Annotated in this window: 18 protein-coding genes; 9 read left to right on the top strand and 9 right to left on the bottom strand. The window is 30.8% G+C overall.

What is annotated here, in order from left to right:
• Positions 1 to 51: 51 nt before the first annotated feature.
• Positions 52 to 1,152 carry a DNA-protecting protein DprA gene (gene dprA / locus H6553_06415; protein ID MCB9033452.1) on the bottom strand — a complete coding sequence of 367 codons (1,101 nt, stop codon included), beginning with the start codon at positions 1,150 to 1,152 and terminating at the stop codon, positions 52 to 54.
• 167 nt (positions 1,153 to 1,319) lie between these two features.
• Here dprA and H6553_06410 point away from each other — a divergent pair, with 167 nt between their 5' ends.
• The 6 genes from H6553_06410 (at position 1,320) to H6553_06385 (ending at position 5,310) form a co-directional block, all read left to right on the top strand.
• Positions 1,320 to 1,718, top strand: a complete 399-nt coding sequence (locus H6553_06410) for a DUF3276 family protein (GenBank protein MCB9033451.1) — start codon at positions 1,320 to 1,322, stop codon at positions 1,716 to 1,718.
• Between the two features lie 35 nt (positions 1,719 to 1,753).
• Positions 1,754 to 2,851 (top strand): redox-regulated ATPase YchF, encoded by a 1,098-nt coding sequence (gene ychF, locus H6553_06405; protein MCB9033450.1) that lies wholly within the window; start codon positions 1,754 to 1,756, stop codon positions 2,849 to 2,851.
• Positions 2,852 to 2,872: 21 nt separating this feature from the next.
• Positions 2,873 to 2,980: a 30S ribosomal protein THX gene (locus H6553_06400; GenBank protein MCB9033449.1), complete on the top strand. Its 108-nt coding sequence runs from the start codon at positions 2,873 to 2,875 to the stop codon at positions 2,978 to 2,980.
• Between the two features lie 99 nt (positions 2,981 to 3,079).
• Entirely contained in the window at positions 3,080 to 4,213 is a 1,134-nt protein-coding gene (locus tag H6553_06395) for a glycosyltransferase (GenBank protein ID MCB9033448.1), read from the top strand.
• A gap of 238 nt (positions 4,214 to 4,451) precedes the next feature.
• On the top strand, positions 4,452 to 5,021 hold the full coding sequence (locus tag H6553_06390; GenBank protein MCB9033447.1) for a 3'-5' exonuclease: 570 nt from the start codon (positions 4,452 to 4,454) through the stop codon (positions 5,019 to 5,021).
• A gap of 79 nt (positions 5,022 to 5,100) precedes the next feature.
• Positions 5,101 to 5,310, top strand: a complete 210-nt coding sequence (locus H6553_06385; GenBank protein MCB9033446.1) for a DUF2892 domain-containing protein — start codon at positions 5,101 to 5,103, stop codon at positions 5,308 to 5,310.
• A gap of 18 nt (positions 5,311 to 5,328) precedes the next feature.
• Here H6553_06385 and H6553_06380 read toward each other — a convergent pair whose 3' ends face one another.
• From H6553_06380 to mtaB, 7 genes are all read right to left on the bottom strand, one after another.
• Positions 5,329 to 5,940: an SCO family protein gene (locus H6553_06380; GenBank protein ID MCB9033445.1), complete on the bottom strand. Its 612-nt coding sequence runs from the start codon at positions 5,938 to 5,940 to the stop codon at positions 5,329 to 5,331.
• The gene (locus tag H6553_06375; GenBank protein ID MCB9033444.1) at positions 5,927 to 7,207 is read right to left on the bottom strand and encodes an alginate export family protein; all 1,281 of its coding nucleotides are present in this window, start codon (positions 7,205 to 7,207) and stop codon (positions 5,927 to 5,929) included. The genes H6553_06380 and H6553_06375 overlap by 14 nt, the downstream gene beginning before the upstream one ends.
• A 1-nt stretch (position 7,208) precedes the next feature.
• Positions 7,209 to 7,952 carry a formylglycine-generating enzyme family protein gene (locus H6553_06370; GenBank protein ID MCB9033443.1) on the bottom strand — a complete coding sequence of 248 codons (744 nt, stop codon included), beginning with the start codon at positions 7,950 to 7,952 and terminating at the stop codon, positions 7,209 to 7,211.
• A gap of 10 nt (positions 7,953 to 7,962) precedes the next feature.
• Positions 7,963 to 8,424: a cytochrome c gene (locus tag H6553_06365; protein ID MCB9033442.1), complete on the bottom strand. Its 462-nt coding sequence runs from the start codon at positions 8,422 to 8,424 to the stop codon at positions 7,963 to 7,965.
• 23 nt (positions 8,425 to 8,447) lie between these two features.
• Positions 8,448 to 9,896: a nitrite reductase, copper-containing gene (nirK, locus tag H6553_06360; GenBank protein ID MCB9033441.1), complete on the bottom strand. Its 1,449-nt coding sequence runs from the start codon at positions 9,894 to 9,896 to the stop codon at positions 8,448 to 8,450.
• Positions 9,897 to 10,140: 244 nt separating this feature from the next.
• Positions 10,141 to 10,734: a WbqC family protein gene (locus H6553_06355; GenBank protein ID MCB9033440.1), complete on the bottom strand. Its 594-nt coding sequence runs from the start codon at positions 10,732 to 10,734 to the stop codon at positions 10,141 to 10,143.
• Positions 10,735 to 11,012: 278 nt separating this feature from the next.
• Positions 11,013 to 12,278, bottom strand: coding sequence for a tRNA (N(6)-L-threonylcarbamoyladenosine(37)-C(2))-methylthiotransferase MtaB (gene mtaB / locus H6553_06350; GenBank protein MCB9033439.1), 1,266 nt, complete (start codon positions 12,276 to 12,278; stop codon positions 11,013 to 11,015).
• A 90-nt stretch (positions 12,279 to 12,368) separates the two neighbouring features.
• Here mtaB and H6553_06345 point away from each other — a divergent pair, with 90 nt between their 5' ends.
• Positions 12,369 to 13,235 (top strand): hypothetical protein, encoded by an 867-nt coding sequence (locus tag H6553_06345; protein ID MCB9033438.1) that lies wholly within the window; start codon positions 12,369 to 12,371, stop codon positions 13,233 to 13,235.
• Positions 13,236 to 13,421: 186 nt separating this feature from the next.
• On the opposite strand, the gene H6553_06340 is transcribed toward H6553_06345, so the two are convergent.
• Positions 13,422 to 13,766 carry a hypothetical protein gene (locus H6553_06340; protein MCB9033437.1) on the bottom strand — a complete coding sequence of 115 codons (345 nt, stop codon included), beginning with the start codon at positions 13,764 to 13,766 and terminating at the stop codon, positions 13,422 to 13,424.
• Positions 13,767 to 13,792: 26 nt separating this feature from the next.
• Between H6553_06340 and H6553_06335 the strand changes: the two genes are divergently transcribed.
• Positions 13,793 to 14,203, top strand: coding sequence for a hypothetical protein (locus tag H6553_06335; protein ID MCB9033436.1), 411 nt, complete (start codon positions 13,793 to 13,795; stop codon positions 14,201 to 14,203).
• Positions 14,200 to 15,108, top strand: coding sequence for an IS3 family transposase (locus tag H6553_06330; GenBank protein MCB9033435.1), 909 nt, complete (start codon positions 14,200 to 14,202; stop codon positions 15,106 to 15,108). The genes H6553_06335 and H6553_06330 overlap by 4 nt, the downstream gene beginning before the upstream one ends.
• Positions 15,109 to 15,564: the final 456 nt, after the last annotated feature.

Below are 15,564 nucleotides of genomic sequence, written 5' to 3'. Positions count from 1 at the left end.
AAAGCAAAATAGTTGTTAAAGTTTTAGTAATATAGTGATAAAAGAAAATTCTCAAATGCACGAATAAGTACTTCCTGGTAACATTTGAATTAGACCAGCCAATTCTAAATTAAATAATATTGGAGATAATTGATGATTGCTTAGCGTTACGGCTCTACTTAGTTTATCTATATGTAGAGATTTATTTTTTGACAAACAGTTGTAAACCAATTGTTCTTCTGCACTTAATTCTACAAATAGTTTAGTTTGATTATTATTTTCTTTGGGCTGATTCCAATTGAGTAATTGTATAATATCATCTGCATTTTCTACTAATGCTGCCATGTTTTTTTGAATTAAATGATGACAACCTTTTGAGAATTTATTATTAACATCTCCAGGAAAAGCCATTACTTCTCTATTGTAAGAATGTGCTAAACGAGCAGTAATTAATGCACCACCTTTTATTGCAGATTCTACAACAATTGTTGCATCTGACAATCCTGCGACTATTCTATTTCTTCTAGGAAAATTGTGTTTATCTGGCAGTGTATTAGAAAAAAACTCAGATACTATCGCTCCATTTTCTAGCATAGTATTTATATATTTTTTGTGTTCATACGGATAAATCATATCCAAGCCATGAGCCAAAACTGCTATAGTTGGTATATTGCTTTCCAATGCTACTTTATGTGCTACAATATCAATGCCATACGCCAAACCACTTACCACGGTAACACCTAAAGTGGCTAGTTTTTGTACTAACTGAATCGTTAATTCTTTACCATAATTCGTAGCATTTCTAGTACCAATTACACTTACTATTTTATTTACATTAAAATTAGCATTTCCTCTGGTAAACAAATAAGTTGGTGTGTCGTAACAATGTTTTAATCTACTAGGAAACTCATCATCATTCAATAACAACATGTGTATATTATTATTACTAATAAACTGTATTTCTTTTTCGGCTAGTAATAATGTTTCTTTACTTAAAATGTGCGTAGCTATATTTTCGTTGATGCCTTTTACTTTTATCAACATTTTTTTAGGTTGATTGAATACTTCGCTTGCAGAACCAAAAAACTCTATCAAATCCCTAGCTAATTTTGCTCCAATTAAATGTGTAGCACTTAATGCTAAAGTATAAAATTGTTCAGTAGATTTATCCATTAATCATAAGACGAGAAACTAGATAAAATTCCATAAAAAAGAAGTACTTTATTATTCATATTATAACATAAATAAAGATATTTCTTCAAAATGTTAGTTTCTTCAATAAAAATAATTTTTAAAAATAGATTTTTTGAATTATCATTGCATCATTAAAGCGATTGAAAGTGGAGAACGAAAAAAAATTTGACAACGGTGTTTTCTCTAAAAGAGTAAAAGCAGGTAAAAGAAGAACTTACTTCTTTGATGTAAGAACTACCAAAAACAACGATTATTACATCACGATTACTGAAAGCAAAAAAAGATTTAACGAAGAATCGTACGACAGACATAAAGTGTTTGTTTACAAGGAAGACTTTGTAAAATTTGTTAATGCTTTACAAGAAACTGTAGATCATATTAAAACTGAGTTATTGCCAGACTACGATTTTGATGCTCACAATCATGATGATTATGATAATTACGATGAGCAAAATACAAGCAATGACGAAGTAGTTCAAAATAACGATGAATTTAATTCTTCTAATAACGATAATGAGATTGAAGAACCTGAAAAATGGGACTAAATTCAAAAATTTCTCATTCTATAAATAATTAAAATATGGGTTTGCAATGCGGAATTGTAGGTTTACCTAATGTAGGAAAATCAACACTATTTAATGCTGTTAGTAATAATGCAAAAGCACAAGCAAGTAATTATCGTTTTTGTACTATTGATCCGAATGTTGGTTTAGTAGATGTTCCTGATAGCAGATTACAAAAATTAGCAGAATTGGTTCAACCAAACAAAGTTATTCCTACAACTATAGAGTTTGTAGATATTGCTGGATTGGTAAAAGGTGCTAGTAAAGGCGAAGGTTTAGGCAATAAATTTTTAGCCAATATTAGAGAAGTAGATGCGATTGTACATGTAATAAGATGTTTTGAAGATGATAATGTACTTAGAGAAGAAGGCGAAATTAATCCAATTGGCGATAAAGAAATTATAGAAACTGAACTACAGTTTAAAGACCTAGAAAGTGTAGAGAAAAAAATCACCAAAATAGAAAAACAAGCAAAATCTGGTGATGCTACAGCAAAAAAAGAATTGGCAATTCTACAACAATGTTTAACTGCATTAAATGAAGGTAAGAATATAAGAAGTTTAGACTTAAGCAAAGAAGATAAAACAGCTATTGCAGATTTACAACTACTATCGGACAAACCAGTTTTATTTGTTGCCAATGTAGACGAAGCATCTATTCTTACTGGAAATAAATATTCTGAACAACTGAAAGCTATTGCAGAACAAGAAGGTGCAGAAGTAATTGTACTGAACAACTCTGTAGAAGCACAACTTTCTGAAATGGACGCAGATGACAGAACGCTATTTCAACAAGACTATGGTTTAGAAGAACCTGGTTTAGATAAATTGATTCGTTCTGCATACAAACTGTTACATCTAATTACTTATTTTACTGCTGGCGTACAAGAAGTAAGAGCTTGGACGATTAAAGATGGCTGGAAAGCACCACAAGCAGCTGGCGTTATTCACACCGATTTTGAAAAAGGATTTATTAAAGCAGAAGTAATTGCTTACGAAGACTATGTAAAATATGGTTCGGAAGTTGCTGCTAAAGAAAACGGAAAGTGGAGAATGGAAGGTAAAGAATATGTTTTTAAAGATGGAGATGTAGTACATTTTAGATTTAATGTTTAAATTTGCACAAAAAAATATTTTATGGGAAAAGGAGATAAAAAATCAAAAAAAGGTAAAATTTTCATGGGTTCTTTTGGTAAAGTAAGACCTAGAAAACAAAAAAGCAAAACCACTAAAGAAAGCAAATAATTCATTTGTAAGAATTATAAATTTATTTACACAATATTGACAATTAATTTGTCTGTGCTTGCGTTTCTTACAATGTAAGTATGTTATTTTTGCGACGCAATGACTAGTAGCGAACAGAAAGATAAAAACCTTAGTGTTGCCATGGTAATTGATACTTGGGACGATGCAAGAAATGGTGCAGTAATTTCTACGCAACGCTTTACTAATATGCTTCGTGAAGATGGCAATACCGTTTTCGTAATTACTTCTGGAAAAGAAGAAGCAGGAAAAATTGCATTAAAAGAATTCTACGCTCCAATTGTAAAAAAAGTAATGCAAAAGATGAAATTTTCTTTTGCTTGGCCAAATAAGAAAAAAATAACTGCTATTTTTCCTCAATTAGATTTAATACACAACCATATGCCATTTTGGTTGAGTTATAAAACCATTAAATGGGCAAGAAAAGCAAATATTCCAGTAATCTCTACTTTTCATGTACAAGCAGAACAAATTGCTCACAATGCTGGATTTAGACAAGCTTTTGTAGTAAAATTTGTATATAAATTATTTGTTCGTTTTATTTATAACAAATCAGATTTGGTAATTTGTCCTAGTAAATTTGCCGAAGATGAAATTAAAAGACAAGGTTGTACTACACCAACAGTAGTTATTTCTAATGGTGTTACCAATCAGTATAAAGTATTAAAAAACATTCCTAAGAAATCTGACTTGTTTACTATTTTAAGCGTAGGAAGAAATGCTTACGAAAAAAGACAAGATATGATTTTAAGAGCTGTGGCTCGTTCTAAATACAAAGAGCAAATTCATGTACAAATTATTGGCGATGGACCAAGAAGACCGAAACTAGAAGCATTGAGTAAAAAACTTCAATTAAAAAATATTGAATTTAATAGTGTTTCTCAAAATGAAGTGGTGCAATATTACAATCAAGCAGATTTATATATACACGCTGCTGCTGTAGAAGTTGAATGTATGACTGCTACAGAAGCAATGGCTTGTGGTATGCCTTTGCTTATTGCAGATTCTGATTTAAGTGCGACGAAACAATTTGCTTTAAACAACGATTTTTTATTTAAAGACGAAGAAGAGTTAGTTCGTAAGATTGAATACTACTTTGAACATCAAGAAGCGTTAACAGAAGCGAGAACAGCTTACTTAGAAAAAGCCAAACAATACAGTATTGATATTTCATATCAGAAATTACTAGCAGCATATAGGTCTGTGTTAAAATAGTAGTAAGATTGTTAGAGTCAAGATTGTTAGATTATAGACTTTTTTGCTGAACTTACCTGTCTCTAGCTGTTGGCAGACATGTTACTAAACAGGTAGATTTCAGTATCTTATCCAACAAAATAAAATTAATCTATTTAAAATATTTTATTACACATAAGAGTTTTATAGAGTGCAATCATCCAATCGCAAAAAATCACTATATTAGTGCTATAATCTATTATCTACAAAAACAAAAAAAATGTATTTATTTTTTGATACTGAAACTACTGGAATTCCTAAAAACTACAAAGCACCTGTTACTGATGTTAACAATTGGCCAAGATTAGTGCAACTCGCCTATTTACTTTATGACAATAATGCTACGCTAGTTGCTAGTGGCGATTTTATTATTCAACCTAGTGGTTTTATTATTCCTGCAAGTGCTACAAAAATTCATGGCATTTCTACAGCAAAAGCAATTCAAGAAGGTCAACCACTCCTTGATGTACTACAACAATTCAATGCTTTAATCTCTCAAGCTAATTATTTGGTAGCACACAATATGGCATTCGATGAAAAAATTGTTGGTGCAGAGTTGATAAGAAATAGTATGCCTAATAGTATTGATGTGAAAAGGAAAATCTGTACAATGCAACAAACTGTAAACTTTTGTGCAATTAATGGATTGTATGGTTACAAGTGGCCAAAATTGTCTGAGTTGCACTACAAATTGTTTAACACTGGTTTTGATGAAGCACACAATGCAGCTGTAGATATTAGTGCAACTGCAAAATGTTTTTGGGAATTAAAACGCAGAGGTATTTTGTAATACAGTAACTACTTTTAAACAATTGAGCTTATTTTTTGTTTATTGGATAGATAGCATATCAACATTAAAAATTTATTTTATGAAACACAATATGGGAAAAACAGACAAAATGATTAGAACTGCAATTGCTTTAATAATTGCTGTTTTATATTTTGTTGGCGTAATTAAAGGTACTTTAGCTATAGTATTATTAATAGTAGCTACTGTTTTGTTGCTTACTAATTTTATTAGCTTTTGTCCGTTGTATACTGTGTTAGGTATCAATACCAATAAAGAAGATAAAGCGTAACTAATATTTACGACTTATTTATTCTGCTAGTGATTTAATGATTGCTACTGTTTCGCTATTGTCTACAGCTAAACCTTCCATTTGATGTTCTAACTCTCCTTGTGCATTAAATACAGAAATAATATTACTGTGAGAAAAATCTATTGGAGAAATAGAAGCATATTTCATAGCTACAACATTGGCAAACTCTCTTGTAGAAGCATCATCGCCAGTTAAAAATAACCATTTGCTATCGGTCATGTCATTGTCTTTGGCAAACTGTTTAAATCGTTCTGGTGTATCTGTTTTTGGATCAATACTTACTAAAATATATTGAATTGGTTTATTGGTTGTACCTACTTTTGCTGCTAGTGATTTCATATCAGCAACCAAGCGTGGACAAGCAGATTTACAAGTAGTATAAATCATTACTACAACTAAAACATTTCCATTTAAGTCTTTAAACTGAATTGATTTATTGTCTTGTGTTTTCCAAGTTGATTCTAAATTATAGATTGATAAATCTGATACCTCAGTAGCAGCACTTGGTAGTGTATGTTCATCTACTGTGGTTTCTTTTTCTTTTTGTTTACACGATTGAAATATCAATAATAAACATAGTAAACTTAAAAGTATTTTATTTTGTTTCATTAGTGTCATCTTTTTTCTTCCAGTTAAAGATAGTAGTATTTATATCTAAAGCAAACCAAAGCCAATCTTGCGATTTTTTTGGAGTAGTAATTCCTTTAAGTGCATTCAATTCATCTGTAGTAAAGTAATGCGAATATCCTACAGTACATTTTATAAATTTATAGATTGGTACTTGTAATTGAAAGTCTAACTCATCTCCTAAGTTGCCTAATTTATAGTTACTTCCATCGGCTGTATTAAAATGATGATAGATTAAACTTGTAGAAAACTTGTCATGTTTTATATTAATTTGAGCATTGATGTCTTGTAAGCCAACACTATTGGTATGATTGCCTACGAAATAATAATCCATCCAACCATTAAACTTATGATTGGTTCCGTAAAAAGGTGTGAATGCATTTGTTTTTGTACTATTTGATTTATTTCCAGATAAATATTCATAACCAATACCTATATTTAATAATTTTATTGGTTGATAATTAATAGAAGCCGACACTTCAAAAGCACTTAGTTTGTTATTGTCCCAACTTTGTGTTTTTCCAAACTGATAATAAGCACTTAAATCTGCTTTAATTTTTCCTTTAGTTAATAACATATATGTTCCAAATGTTTGAGAAAAATTAGTTTTAGTAGTATCTGTTGAATTATTTTTACTGGCTTGCATTCCGTTGTTTAAAAACAATCCACTAATTTTAAATACATCGTTTGGTGAATATCTTGCCCACAAGTACTGTAAAGTTTTATAATTCTTACCTACATTATAGTAAGTGCCATTGGTTCTAATTCCAGATTGATTATACGCTACGCCTAATTGTGCATCTACTTTATTGGTAGTGTATTTAACCAAGAGTGCATCGTGCGACAATGCTGCTTGCGACCAATCGACTGCTCCAAAAAATCGTTCGTTATCGTATTTAATTTCTTGACGACCTAACTTAATAGCAAAATTCTTTTTTAAATTAATTTGTGTATACAGTTCGTGAATGCCAAAATTATTATCTACAGTGCTTAGCAAAGCTGTATTTCCCCAAACTCTTACATCTTGTGCTGCAATTTTAAAATCAATGAGTTCACTTTTATAGTCCATAGTAACTCTGCCTCTGTGTTGCACAAAGAAAGCTGGTTTTTGGTTTTCTGCAATAGGCAAACTATATCCATTTCTAAATTCGGCTCTTGGTCTAAATTGTACAGCTAAGTTTATTTCTTGAGCATGTACTATATCAATTAGCATTAAAAATACTATTAATAAATATATTTTATTTTTCATTTTATTTTGATTTTACACATCTAAAACCAAGATTCCCAACATTATAATTTGCCTTAACGCTTGCTCTAAAAGCAAATCTCATAAATCCTACATAATCCATTAAATTATTAGCATTAAGTGAGCCAGCAGCACAAAACAAATTTTTATTATTATTATTTCTGTTTTCGCCACCAATCATAACTGCATTAAAATCATAAGTCCATTCCCAAACCAAATTATGTAAATCGTACACACCATATAAATTTGGTGCCGATTGTTTTACATTGATAAACTGCGTATTTCGTTTTTGCATTTGCTCTAAAATTTTTGCATTATTGAGCGAGTCTTTTCTTGCATCTTTTAATTTAGCATTTGCCATTGCAACGAATTCCCATTCGTCGTTGGTAGGTAATCTTTTACCTTGGCACTCGCAATATGCTTTAGCCGCAAACCAACTGATAAATGTTACTGGCGTATTTAATAAAGTATTGGGAAACTTGGTATCTGATGTCCAATTGTTTAAATAACTTTCATCTGCAAATATTTTTTTAGTATTGCCTTTTTTCCACTGTGGATATTTAGTTACAAAGCTTAGATATTCTTTGTTGGTAACTAGTGTTTCATCTATATAAAATCCGTTTACCTTTACTAATTTACCACTATCGGCACCATACATTGGTTTGTACGAACCACCGTCTATCCATTTCATTTGTGTAAATGCAATAAATGGTAAAAATATACTCAATATTAAAATTATTTTTTTCATTATTTATATACTATCTTAATTTACTTACTTGTTCTGCAGTAATGTCTCCACCAGAATTTTCCCAGTTATTTAAAACATAAGTCAATACATTAGCAATTTCTTCATCTGATAAATCTTGTGGAGGCATAGCTGAATTATATGTTTTACCATTTACCACCATTTCACCACTTTGTCCGTGAATAATACCTTTAATGGCTCTATCAACATCTGCATTTAGATAATCTGATTTTGCTAAAGGTGGAAAAGCATTTTCTACACCTTGACCTTCTGCTTGATGACAAGCAAAACAAGTTTTTTTATATACCGCTACACCAGCTAACATTTTTGCATCTTTAGATGATGTTGTAGCTGTTTCTTCTGTAGTAGCTTCTTCAGCAGCATTGTCTTTAGAAGAAAAATCTTCGGAAGATGGACTTTTACAAGCAATAGTAAATAGTATTGCTAGGATTGGAATAATTAATATTTTTTTCATAATATTTGTATTTATTTTATTTATTATCTTAATTTTTTAACATCAGCACTAGTAACTTCAGTTCCATTATTTCCCCATTGGCTATAGATATAAGTAAGTACACTTGCTACTTCTGCATCAGATAATGATTGTGCAGGCATTTGGCTATTGTATTTTTTACCATTAACCGTAACTTCTCCTTTTAAGCCATGAATAACAGCCATAATTGCTTTGTTCTTATCGCTATTCAAATAATCTGATTTTGCTAAAGGAGGAAAAGCATTAGGCACACCTTGTCCGTTTGATTGATGACAAGCAAAACAAGCATTATTAAAGATGAGTTTACCAGCTGCAATTTTTTCATCTTTAGTTAATTCTTTAACAGGTGTATTTGTAGTGTTGTTAGTAGGACTTTTTTGAATAGTTCCACCTTCTGGTTTGTAAATACCTTCTATAGCTTCTCCATTAAATACTTTTTTGTTTTCGTTACCTTCTACTTTAATCATACCTAAAGCACCTTTATTAAATGCTCTAAAAATAGAGTGGTCAACCAAAATTAAGTTTGAAGGAACTTCAGCTTTAAATTCTACAATAGCAGCACCACCAGCAGGAATTAAAGTTGTTTGTACATTATGATTAATTACAGAACCGCCTTCTACATAAACTTTATCAAATATTTCACCAATAACATGAAAACTTGATACTAAGTTAGGACCACCATTACCTACAAATAATCTAATGGTTTCTCCAACTTTAGCATGTAATGCATTATCACCAGCTAATGAACCAACTTTACCATTGAATACAACATATTCAGGTTGTTCATCAAATGCTTTTTGCATATCAAAAGCCTGTAAACCAGTTTCTCCATACTTGCCTTCAGTATAAAAATCACCTTGCATTACATAGTATTCTCTATCCACTGGAGGCAAACCACCTTCTGGTTCAACTAAAATTAGACCGTACATGCCATTAGCAATATGCATACCAACTGGTGCAGTAGCACAGTGATACACATATAACCCTGGATTAATTAATTTAAATGAAAAAGTTTTTTGGTGTCCTGGTGAAACAAAAGAAGCAGCAGCACCACCACCTTGTCCTGTAACAGCGTGTAAATCTATATTATGTGGTAATTTGTTATCTGGATGGTTTTTAAGTGTGAACTCAATTTCGTCGCCTACTCTACCTCTAATAAAGCGACCTGGAACTGCACCTCCAAATGTCCAGAATACATACTTAACACCATTGTCTAACTCTCCTTCTTTTTCAATAATTTCCATTTCTACTTTTAATTTTTTTGGAGCTCTACTGCCAACAGGTGGTGGAACATTTGGTGGCAAAGTTAATTCGGCTGTTGCTTCGCCTTTAGCTACTAAATCGACATTTTTATTATCTGTCTTTTTAGCGTTTCCGTTTTGCCTACATCCAACAAATAGCAATGCTACTAATATTGCTACCATTGTCATTTTAATAAAGTTCATTGTTTTCATTCTTAATTTATTTTAGAAGTTAATACTACTTTTATAATTTCGGACATTTTTATCTATTATATGATTATAAGTTAGTAAAAACATAATCCGAGTTTTATTATGGTTCAAAATTAATAATAACGGAGTTGTTTATCCATTATTTTAGATGTAGTTTTGGCTAAGTTTATATTAACAAAAATGCTCTAATATTAAACATAAGTGATATTATTATAAAATATCTAAAAGCTGATAAAAATCATTGATTTTAAGAACAATCAACTATAAATTGTGTGGCTTTTTTTCCACCTAGATTAAAAATTAAATCTAGTGTTGACAAATTTGGTTCAAATGGAAATCGGTCTGAAAAAACTTGAAGATAACTAGTATTATTTTCTTGATTAAATGCATGAATTCTGATGTGATATTCGTTACTCGTATCTATAGTAAAGGATTTTTCTACTTGTAGCATTTCTAGCATAGTTTGCAACATTGCAATATTATAATCGAATAAAAATACATATTTTTTTTCTGTATAAAAAGAGAATAGTTTATGCTCGTAGTATTCAAAAAAAGCAGACTTTCTATAAGACGCCGTGATTCCATTCCAATGATTTTTTTGCCAATCTTCTGCATAGCTGATTTTTACATCTTTATACCATTGATTTTCTTTTCTGCTGTGTTCTATTGGTATGGTTAATCGCAATCTACCATTGGCGTTTAAAATTTCTGTTCTATTTCTATAACTGCGTTTTTGATGTCTTATTTTTCCACAAAAAACAATCTCATTATTAAATATATGATTGCAGTAACTCAAATTCGGAGCATACCAAGGTGCTAATAATCTATTTTCGTCTGACATTTTAGTTTAATATTAAAGATTTCTATCTATTGAACTAGATAAACACAACAAAAAAGTGCTACTTTTTATTTATTTCACACTTACTTTTGTCTTGATACAAAAGTAACAAAAAATCAAGACTGCAATAAATTCTTAACGCTCGAACTGCTTAAAAAAGCTAAAAATCTTGAAACTCACTTCGTTCAAACAGCAAGATTTTCTTCACGCTTTTTTATTTATTCTCACTAAACCAGCCTGCGGTTGGCAGATTTATTGTAGGTCGTTTTTGATTACTGCACTTAACTAATTTCTACTGCTTGTAAAGTGTTAATCCAGTTTTTATTATAAGGTGTACTTATTTTAATATAGTTGTCTGTATAGCCAAACATTTCCTGTTCTTTTTCTTCGGCTTCAAACAAAACTGTTCTAGTATTGCCTTTAAATTGCTGATAAAAATATTGTTGTTTTTTATCGGACAAATTGCGTAGTTGTAAATTTCTTTCTTTTCGTATGCTCATGTCTACTGCTCCATCAATATCTATTGCTTTGGTATTGGCTCTTTCTGAATATGTAAATACATGTAAATAACTTATATCTAAATTATTTATAAAATTATAAGTTTCTAAAAAATCTTCATGTGTTTCGTTAGGAAACCCTACAATAACATCTACACCAATACAAGCATCTGGCATAACTGATTTAATTTTCTCTACTCTATCTTGATATAGTTCTCGTTTGTATCTGCGTTGCATGAGTGCTAAAATTTTGTTGCTTCCACTTTGCAACGGAATGTGAAAGTGTGGCATAAATTTATTGCTTTGTGCTACAAAATCAATGATTTCGTTAGTCAACAAATTTGGTTCAATTGATGAAATTCTATATCGTTCAATACCATCAATTTTATCTAGCATTTTAATTACATCTAGTAATGAGTAATTTTCTTCAATGCCTTTGCCATAATCGCCTGTATTTACACCAGTAATTACCACTTCTTTAATACCTTTAGTTGCTAATTCTTGTGCATTTTTCTTGATGTTGTCTAGTGTATCACTACGACTTTTTCCTCTAGCCAACGGAATAGTACAAAAAGAACATTTATAGTCGCAACCATCTTGAATTTTGAGAAAAGACCGAGTTCTATCTCCATAAGAATACGCTGCTGTAAAAAAGTTAGCATTTTCAATTTCGGTAGCTAAAACCTGACCACAAGCATTTTTTGTAGCATCGTCTATAATATCTGCTAGTTGAAATTTTTCGGCAGCACCAAGTACTAAATCTACACCTTTAATACTAGCAATTTCTTTTGGTTTAAGTTGTGCGTAGCATCCAATAACCACAATAAAAGCATCTTTATTTTGCTTCATGCATTTTCTTACAATATTTCTACATTTTGCATCAGCATCATCGGTAACAGAACAAGTGTTTATAACATAAACATCTGCCGAAGTTTTAAAGTCGACTTGCTCATAACCTTTAGCTTGCATTTGTCTAGCAATGGTAGATGTTTCGGAGAAATTTAATTTGCAACCTAATGTATGAAACGCTATGGATTTTTGTGTATTCACCAGTGCAAATTTAAGCAATATGCACCAAATGTGGATTACTCTGTTAAAAGTTGACAATTTTAAAACATACTTTTATTTCCAAATTGAAGCATGAGTACATCTGCTAAAATAGGAATAGTTGAAAAAGATTTAAATACCTCTTTTACAAATTATATAAACAACAACTTTACTGTTGAGCATTTAAGTAAGTATACTTTAGACACAGAAGCTTTTATTAATAATATTGATATTTTATTTATTCATAACTATAATAGTTTTTTCAATAATATTATTGAGCAAAGCATTAAATCGTCTAAGCACATTTACATTCATCATTTTGATATTCACGATTTACAACTCATTCATTTTTGGTTGCAGTTAAGTTTTGAATCGCAGAGTTATGTGCATATTGGTACACAACCTTACTATTATAACTTTTACAAGTTATTGAAGCAACACATTACATCTCCAAAATATATTGAAATTAATAATTTACATAATAGCTCTGATTTTTTAATTTGTAATTTAATGCAACACGACATTAGTTTTGTACAACATATTATACAAGCAGATTTAAAAAATGTAAGTGTTGGTGGTTTGACCAAAGTAGAAAAAAATCCAGATATTGCCAATGCAAGATTAGAGTACAACAATGCTTGTACTGCAAACTTAACCGTAAGTAAAATTGCATTGCATCAAGAATATAGTATTACTATTTTCCAAAAAGAGAATACCATAAAAGTTGATTTTAATAAAAGAAAAATTGAAATTACTAGTCAAGGTAATAAATCGACAATTGCTATAAATAAAGCAGATGAGCAATTGCAATTAGTAGAGAATTTAAGTCATTTTATAGTGAATGCCAAGCAAAAATCGGTTTGGTATAATAGTTTAGATATTTACTATGAAAATTTGCAAATAGCACTAGATATTAGTCATAAAATAGAACGCATGAGTGGCTTTTTAATTAGTCGTTAGTTATACACTTATTTTTATATGTAATAATTGCAAATATAAATAACTATTGAGAAATGACTAAAAACTAAGTTCATGGCATAACCTCCATTACATTACGGTCGGGCTATCACTACAAGTCCTCGCTCCTATCGTCGCTGTGGGCTTTCCGTTCTATACCCTTATGCAAATTGTGCTATAAAAAACAGTTTATCTTTTTACAATTAAAACTGCATCATCCGAAAACTCCATCCAAGCAAAATCATAAATACAATGATACATTTTACCATGTCTATTAATATGAAAGTGAGTTAAATATTTAAACCTAAACTTCTTATTTTCTAATACCAATCTATTTACTTTTTTCTGCGTTAATCGTTTACCCAAAATCTCTAACAAAATAGATCTATTTCTATGTAATATTTTATCAATATTTTCAGCTTCAATATTAGTTGTCTTTCTTAATTGATAATGATAGTAACTTTTACATTTTACCGAACAAAATAGTTTTTCAGGTCTTCCGTAAATGTCTTGTCCTAAAATAGGTTTACACAATTAATAAGCAAAAAGAGTGTAAAAAAATGAAAAAAAGACAAATTATTTTAGGACAAAAATCACCAAGAGATTTTACTATAGAGGAACGGAAGTATATTATAGAAGAATATCTTAGAACAGGCTGTAAGAAGAGAGATATATGGGAAAAATATACAGGACATAAAGAGGAACATGGTTCGTTACTCAAATGGATGCGTCAATTAGGATATGATATGGTACCTAAATGGCGTAAATTACCAAACAAAGAAATATTTATGATAAAGAGCAATGAACCACTAGAAAACATTGAATTAAAACAACGAATTGAGCAATTAGAAAAAGCATTATTAAACTCAGAATTACGAGCCACAGCATTAGACACCATGATAGAAGTAGCTGAAAAAGAATTAAAAATTAGTATTAGAAAAAAGTCAAACACCAAACAATCCAAGAAATGAAAGCACGACATCAATATATAGGATTCGCAAAGCTATGCCGATTGTTTGGTATTACACGACAGGCATATTATCAGCACTTCAACCAAGCTGTTAACACAGCACTTCAACAGGAATTAATAATAAAAGAGGTATTAAAAATCCGTCAATATCATCCAAGAATAGGTACTAGAAAATTGTATATAATGTTAGAAGCATTTATGTTATCACACCAAATAAAAATGGGTAGAGATGCTTTGTTTAACTTGCTATCACAATATAATTTGTTGATACGAAAAAGACGCAGCAATATTAAAACAACTCAGTCGCACCATTGGCTAAAGAAGTATCCAAACTTAATAAAAGACTTAACTCCAACAAAACCTAATCAATTGTATGTCAGTGATATTACATATTGGAAGATAAATATAGGATATGTGTATATTAGCTTAATTACAGATGCTTACAGTCATAAAATAGTAGGTTATCATTTATCTGAAACACTTGATGCAGACAGTAGTTTAAAAGCATTAAAAATGGCACTTTTACCATTAGATACAAAGCTCAATAGCTCACTTATACATCACAGCGATAGAGGTGTACAATATTGCAGTCATAAATATGTAAATCTGCTACAGCAAAACAGCATAGATGTTAGCATGACAGAGAATGGTGATCCATTAGAAAATGCAATAGCAGAGAGAGTAAATGGTATCTTGAAAGAAGAATATTTAGACCATTATGATCTAAGAAATATAACAGAAGCCAAGATATTATTAGACCAAGTAATAAAACTATATAATGAAGATAGACCACATATGAGTATAGGAAATTTAGTACCGAGTTTAGTACATCAAAATCAAACAATTAAAATAGAAAAAAAATGGAAAAATTATTACCAAAGAAAACAAACTGTAAACCTATTTTAGGATTATATTTGAACTGTAAACCTATATCAGTATTTAACTAAATAACTGTAAACTTTTTTTAGGACGATACAGTATAAAACATAGGGCGGACAGTGGATTCCGCAAGTTTCGGGTTCTAAGCAAGCTTAGTCTCGGTGGACAAGTACGCGGCTCCGAAATGCCCTACGTTTCATACCCGAGACCGATGTGCAAAAGTCTCCGCTACCGCTGCGTCTTTTGCACATCGGAGGGCGGATTACATCCGCTGATGCGTCGAACGGTCTTCGCTGTCGCTACGACCTTCAACACATCAGCGGATTTGCAAAATCCTTTCGCTTTGTGTAACTTCGTTACACGCTTCAGGACTTCGCAAATCCGCCCTCCGTTATGCACAATCGTATGAACGAACCGCATAAAATTCAATCTTTTCAAAAATAAATCCAAACAAAGCAAAAAAGTTGATGATTGTCCGTTGTA

The sequence above is a fragment of the Chitinophagales bacterium genome (assembly GCA_020636535.1).
Taxonomy (GTDB): Bacteria; Bacteroidota; Bacteroidia; order Chitinophagales; family JADIYW01; genus JADJSS01.
Note: the sequence above shows the minus strand (reverse complement) of the source record. Positions and strands in the feature narration are given on the sequence as shown.

What these genes read in the sequence shown, in the direction of transcription:
- dprA (MCB9033452.1), bottom strand. Translation starts at nt 1,152, where the DNA reads ATGGATAAATCTACTGAACAATTTTATACTTTAGCATTAAGTGCTACA.
- ychF (MCB9033450.1), top strand. Translation starts at nt 1,754, where the DNA reads ATGGGTTTGCAATGCGGAATTGTAGGTTTACCTAATGTAGGAAAATCA.
- H6553_06400 (MCB9033449.1), top strand. Translation starts at nt 2,873, where the DNA reads ATGGGAAAAGGAGATAAAAAATCAAAAAAAGGTAAAATTTTCATGGGT.
- H6553_06395 (MCB9033448.1), top strand. Translation starts at nt 3,080, where the DNA reads ATGACTAGTAGCGAACAGAAAGATAAAAACCTTAGTGTTGCCATGGTA.
- H6553_06390 (MCB9033447.1), top strand. Translation starts at nt 4,452, where the DNA reads ATGTATTTATTTTTTGATACTGAAACTACTGGAATTCCTAAAAACTAC.
- H6553_06385 (MCB9033446.1), top strand. Translation starts at nt 5,101, where the DNA reads ATGAAACACAATATGGGAAAAACAGACAAAATGATTAGAACTGCAATT.
- H6553_06380 (MCB9033445.1), bottom strand. Translation starts at nt 5,940, where the DNA reads ATGAAACAAAATAAAATACTTTTAAGTTTACTATGTTTATTATTGATA.
- H6553_06375 (MCB9033444.1), bottom strand. Translation starts at nt 7,207, where the DNA reads ATGAAAAATAAAATATATTTATTAATAGTATTTTTAATGCTAATTGAT.
- H6553_06370 (MCB9033443.1), bottom strand. Translation starts at nt 7,952, where the DNA reads ATGAAAAAAATAATTTTAATATTGAGTATATTTTTACCATTTATTGCA.
- H6553_06365 (MCB9033442.1), bottom strand. Translation starts at nt 8,424, where the DNA reads ATGAAAAAAATATTAATTATTCCAATCCTAGCAATACTATTTACTATT.
- nirK (MCB9033441.1), bottom strand. Translation starts at nt 9,896, where the DNA reads ATGAAAACAATGAACTTTATTAAAATGACAATGGTAGCAATATTAGTA.
- H6553_06355 (MCB9033440.1), bottom strand. Translation starts at nt 10,734, where the DNA reads ATGTCAGACGAAAATAGATTATTAGCACCTTGGTATGCTCCGAATTTG.
- H6553_06345 (MCB9033438.1), top strand. Translation starts at nt 12,369, where the DNA reads ATGAGTACATCTGCTAAAATAGGAATAGTTGAAAAAGATTTAAATACC.
- H6553_06335 (MCB9033436.1), top strand. Translation starts at nt 13,793, where the DNA reads ATGAAAAAAAGACAAATTATTTTAGGACAAAAATCACCAAGAGATTTT.
- H6553_06330 (MCB9033435.1), top strand. Translation starts at nt 14,200, where the DNA reads ATGAAAGCACGACATCAATATATAGGATTCGCAAAGCTATGCCGATTG.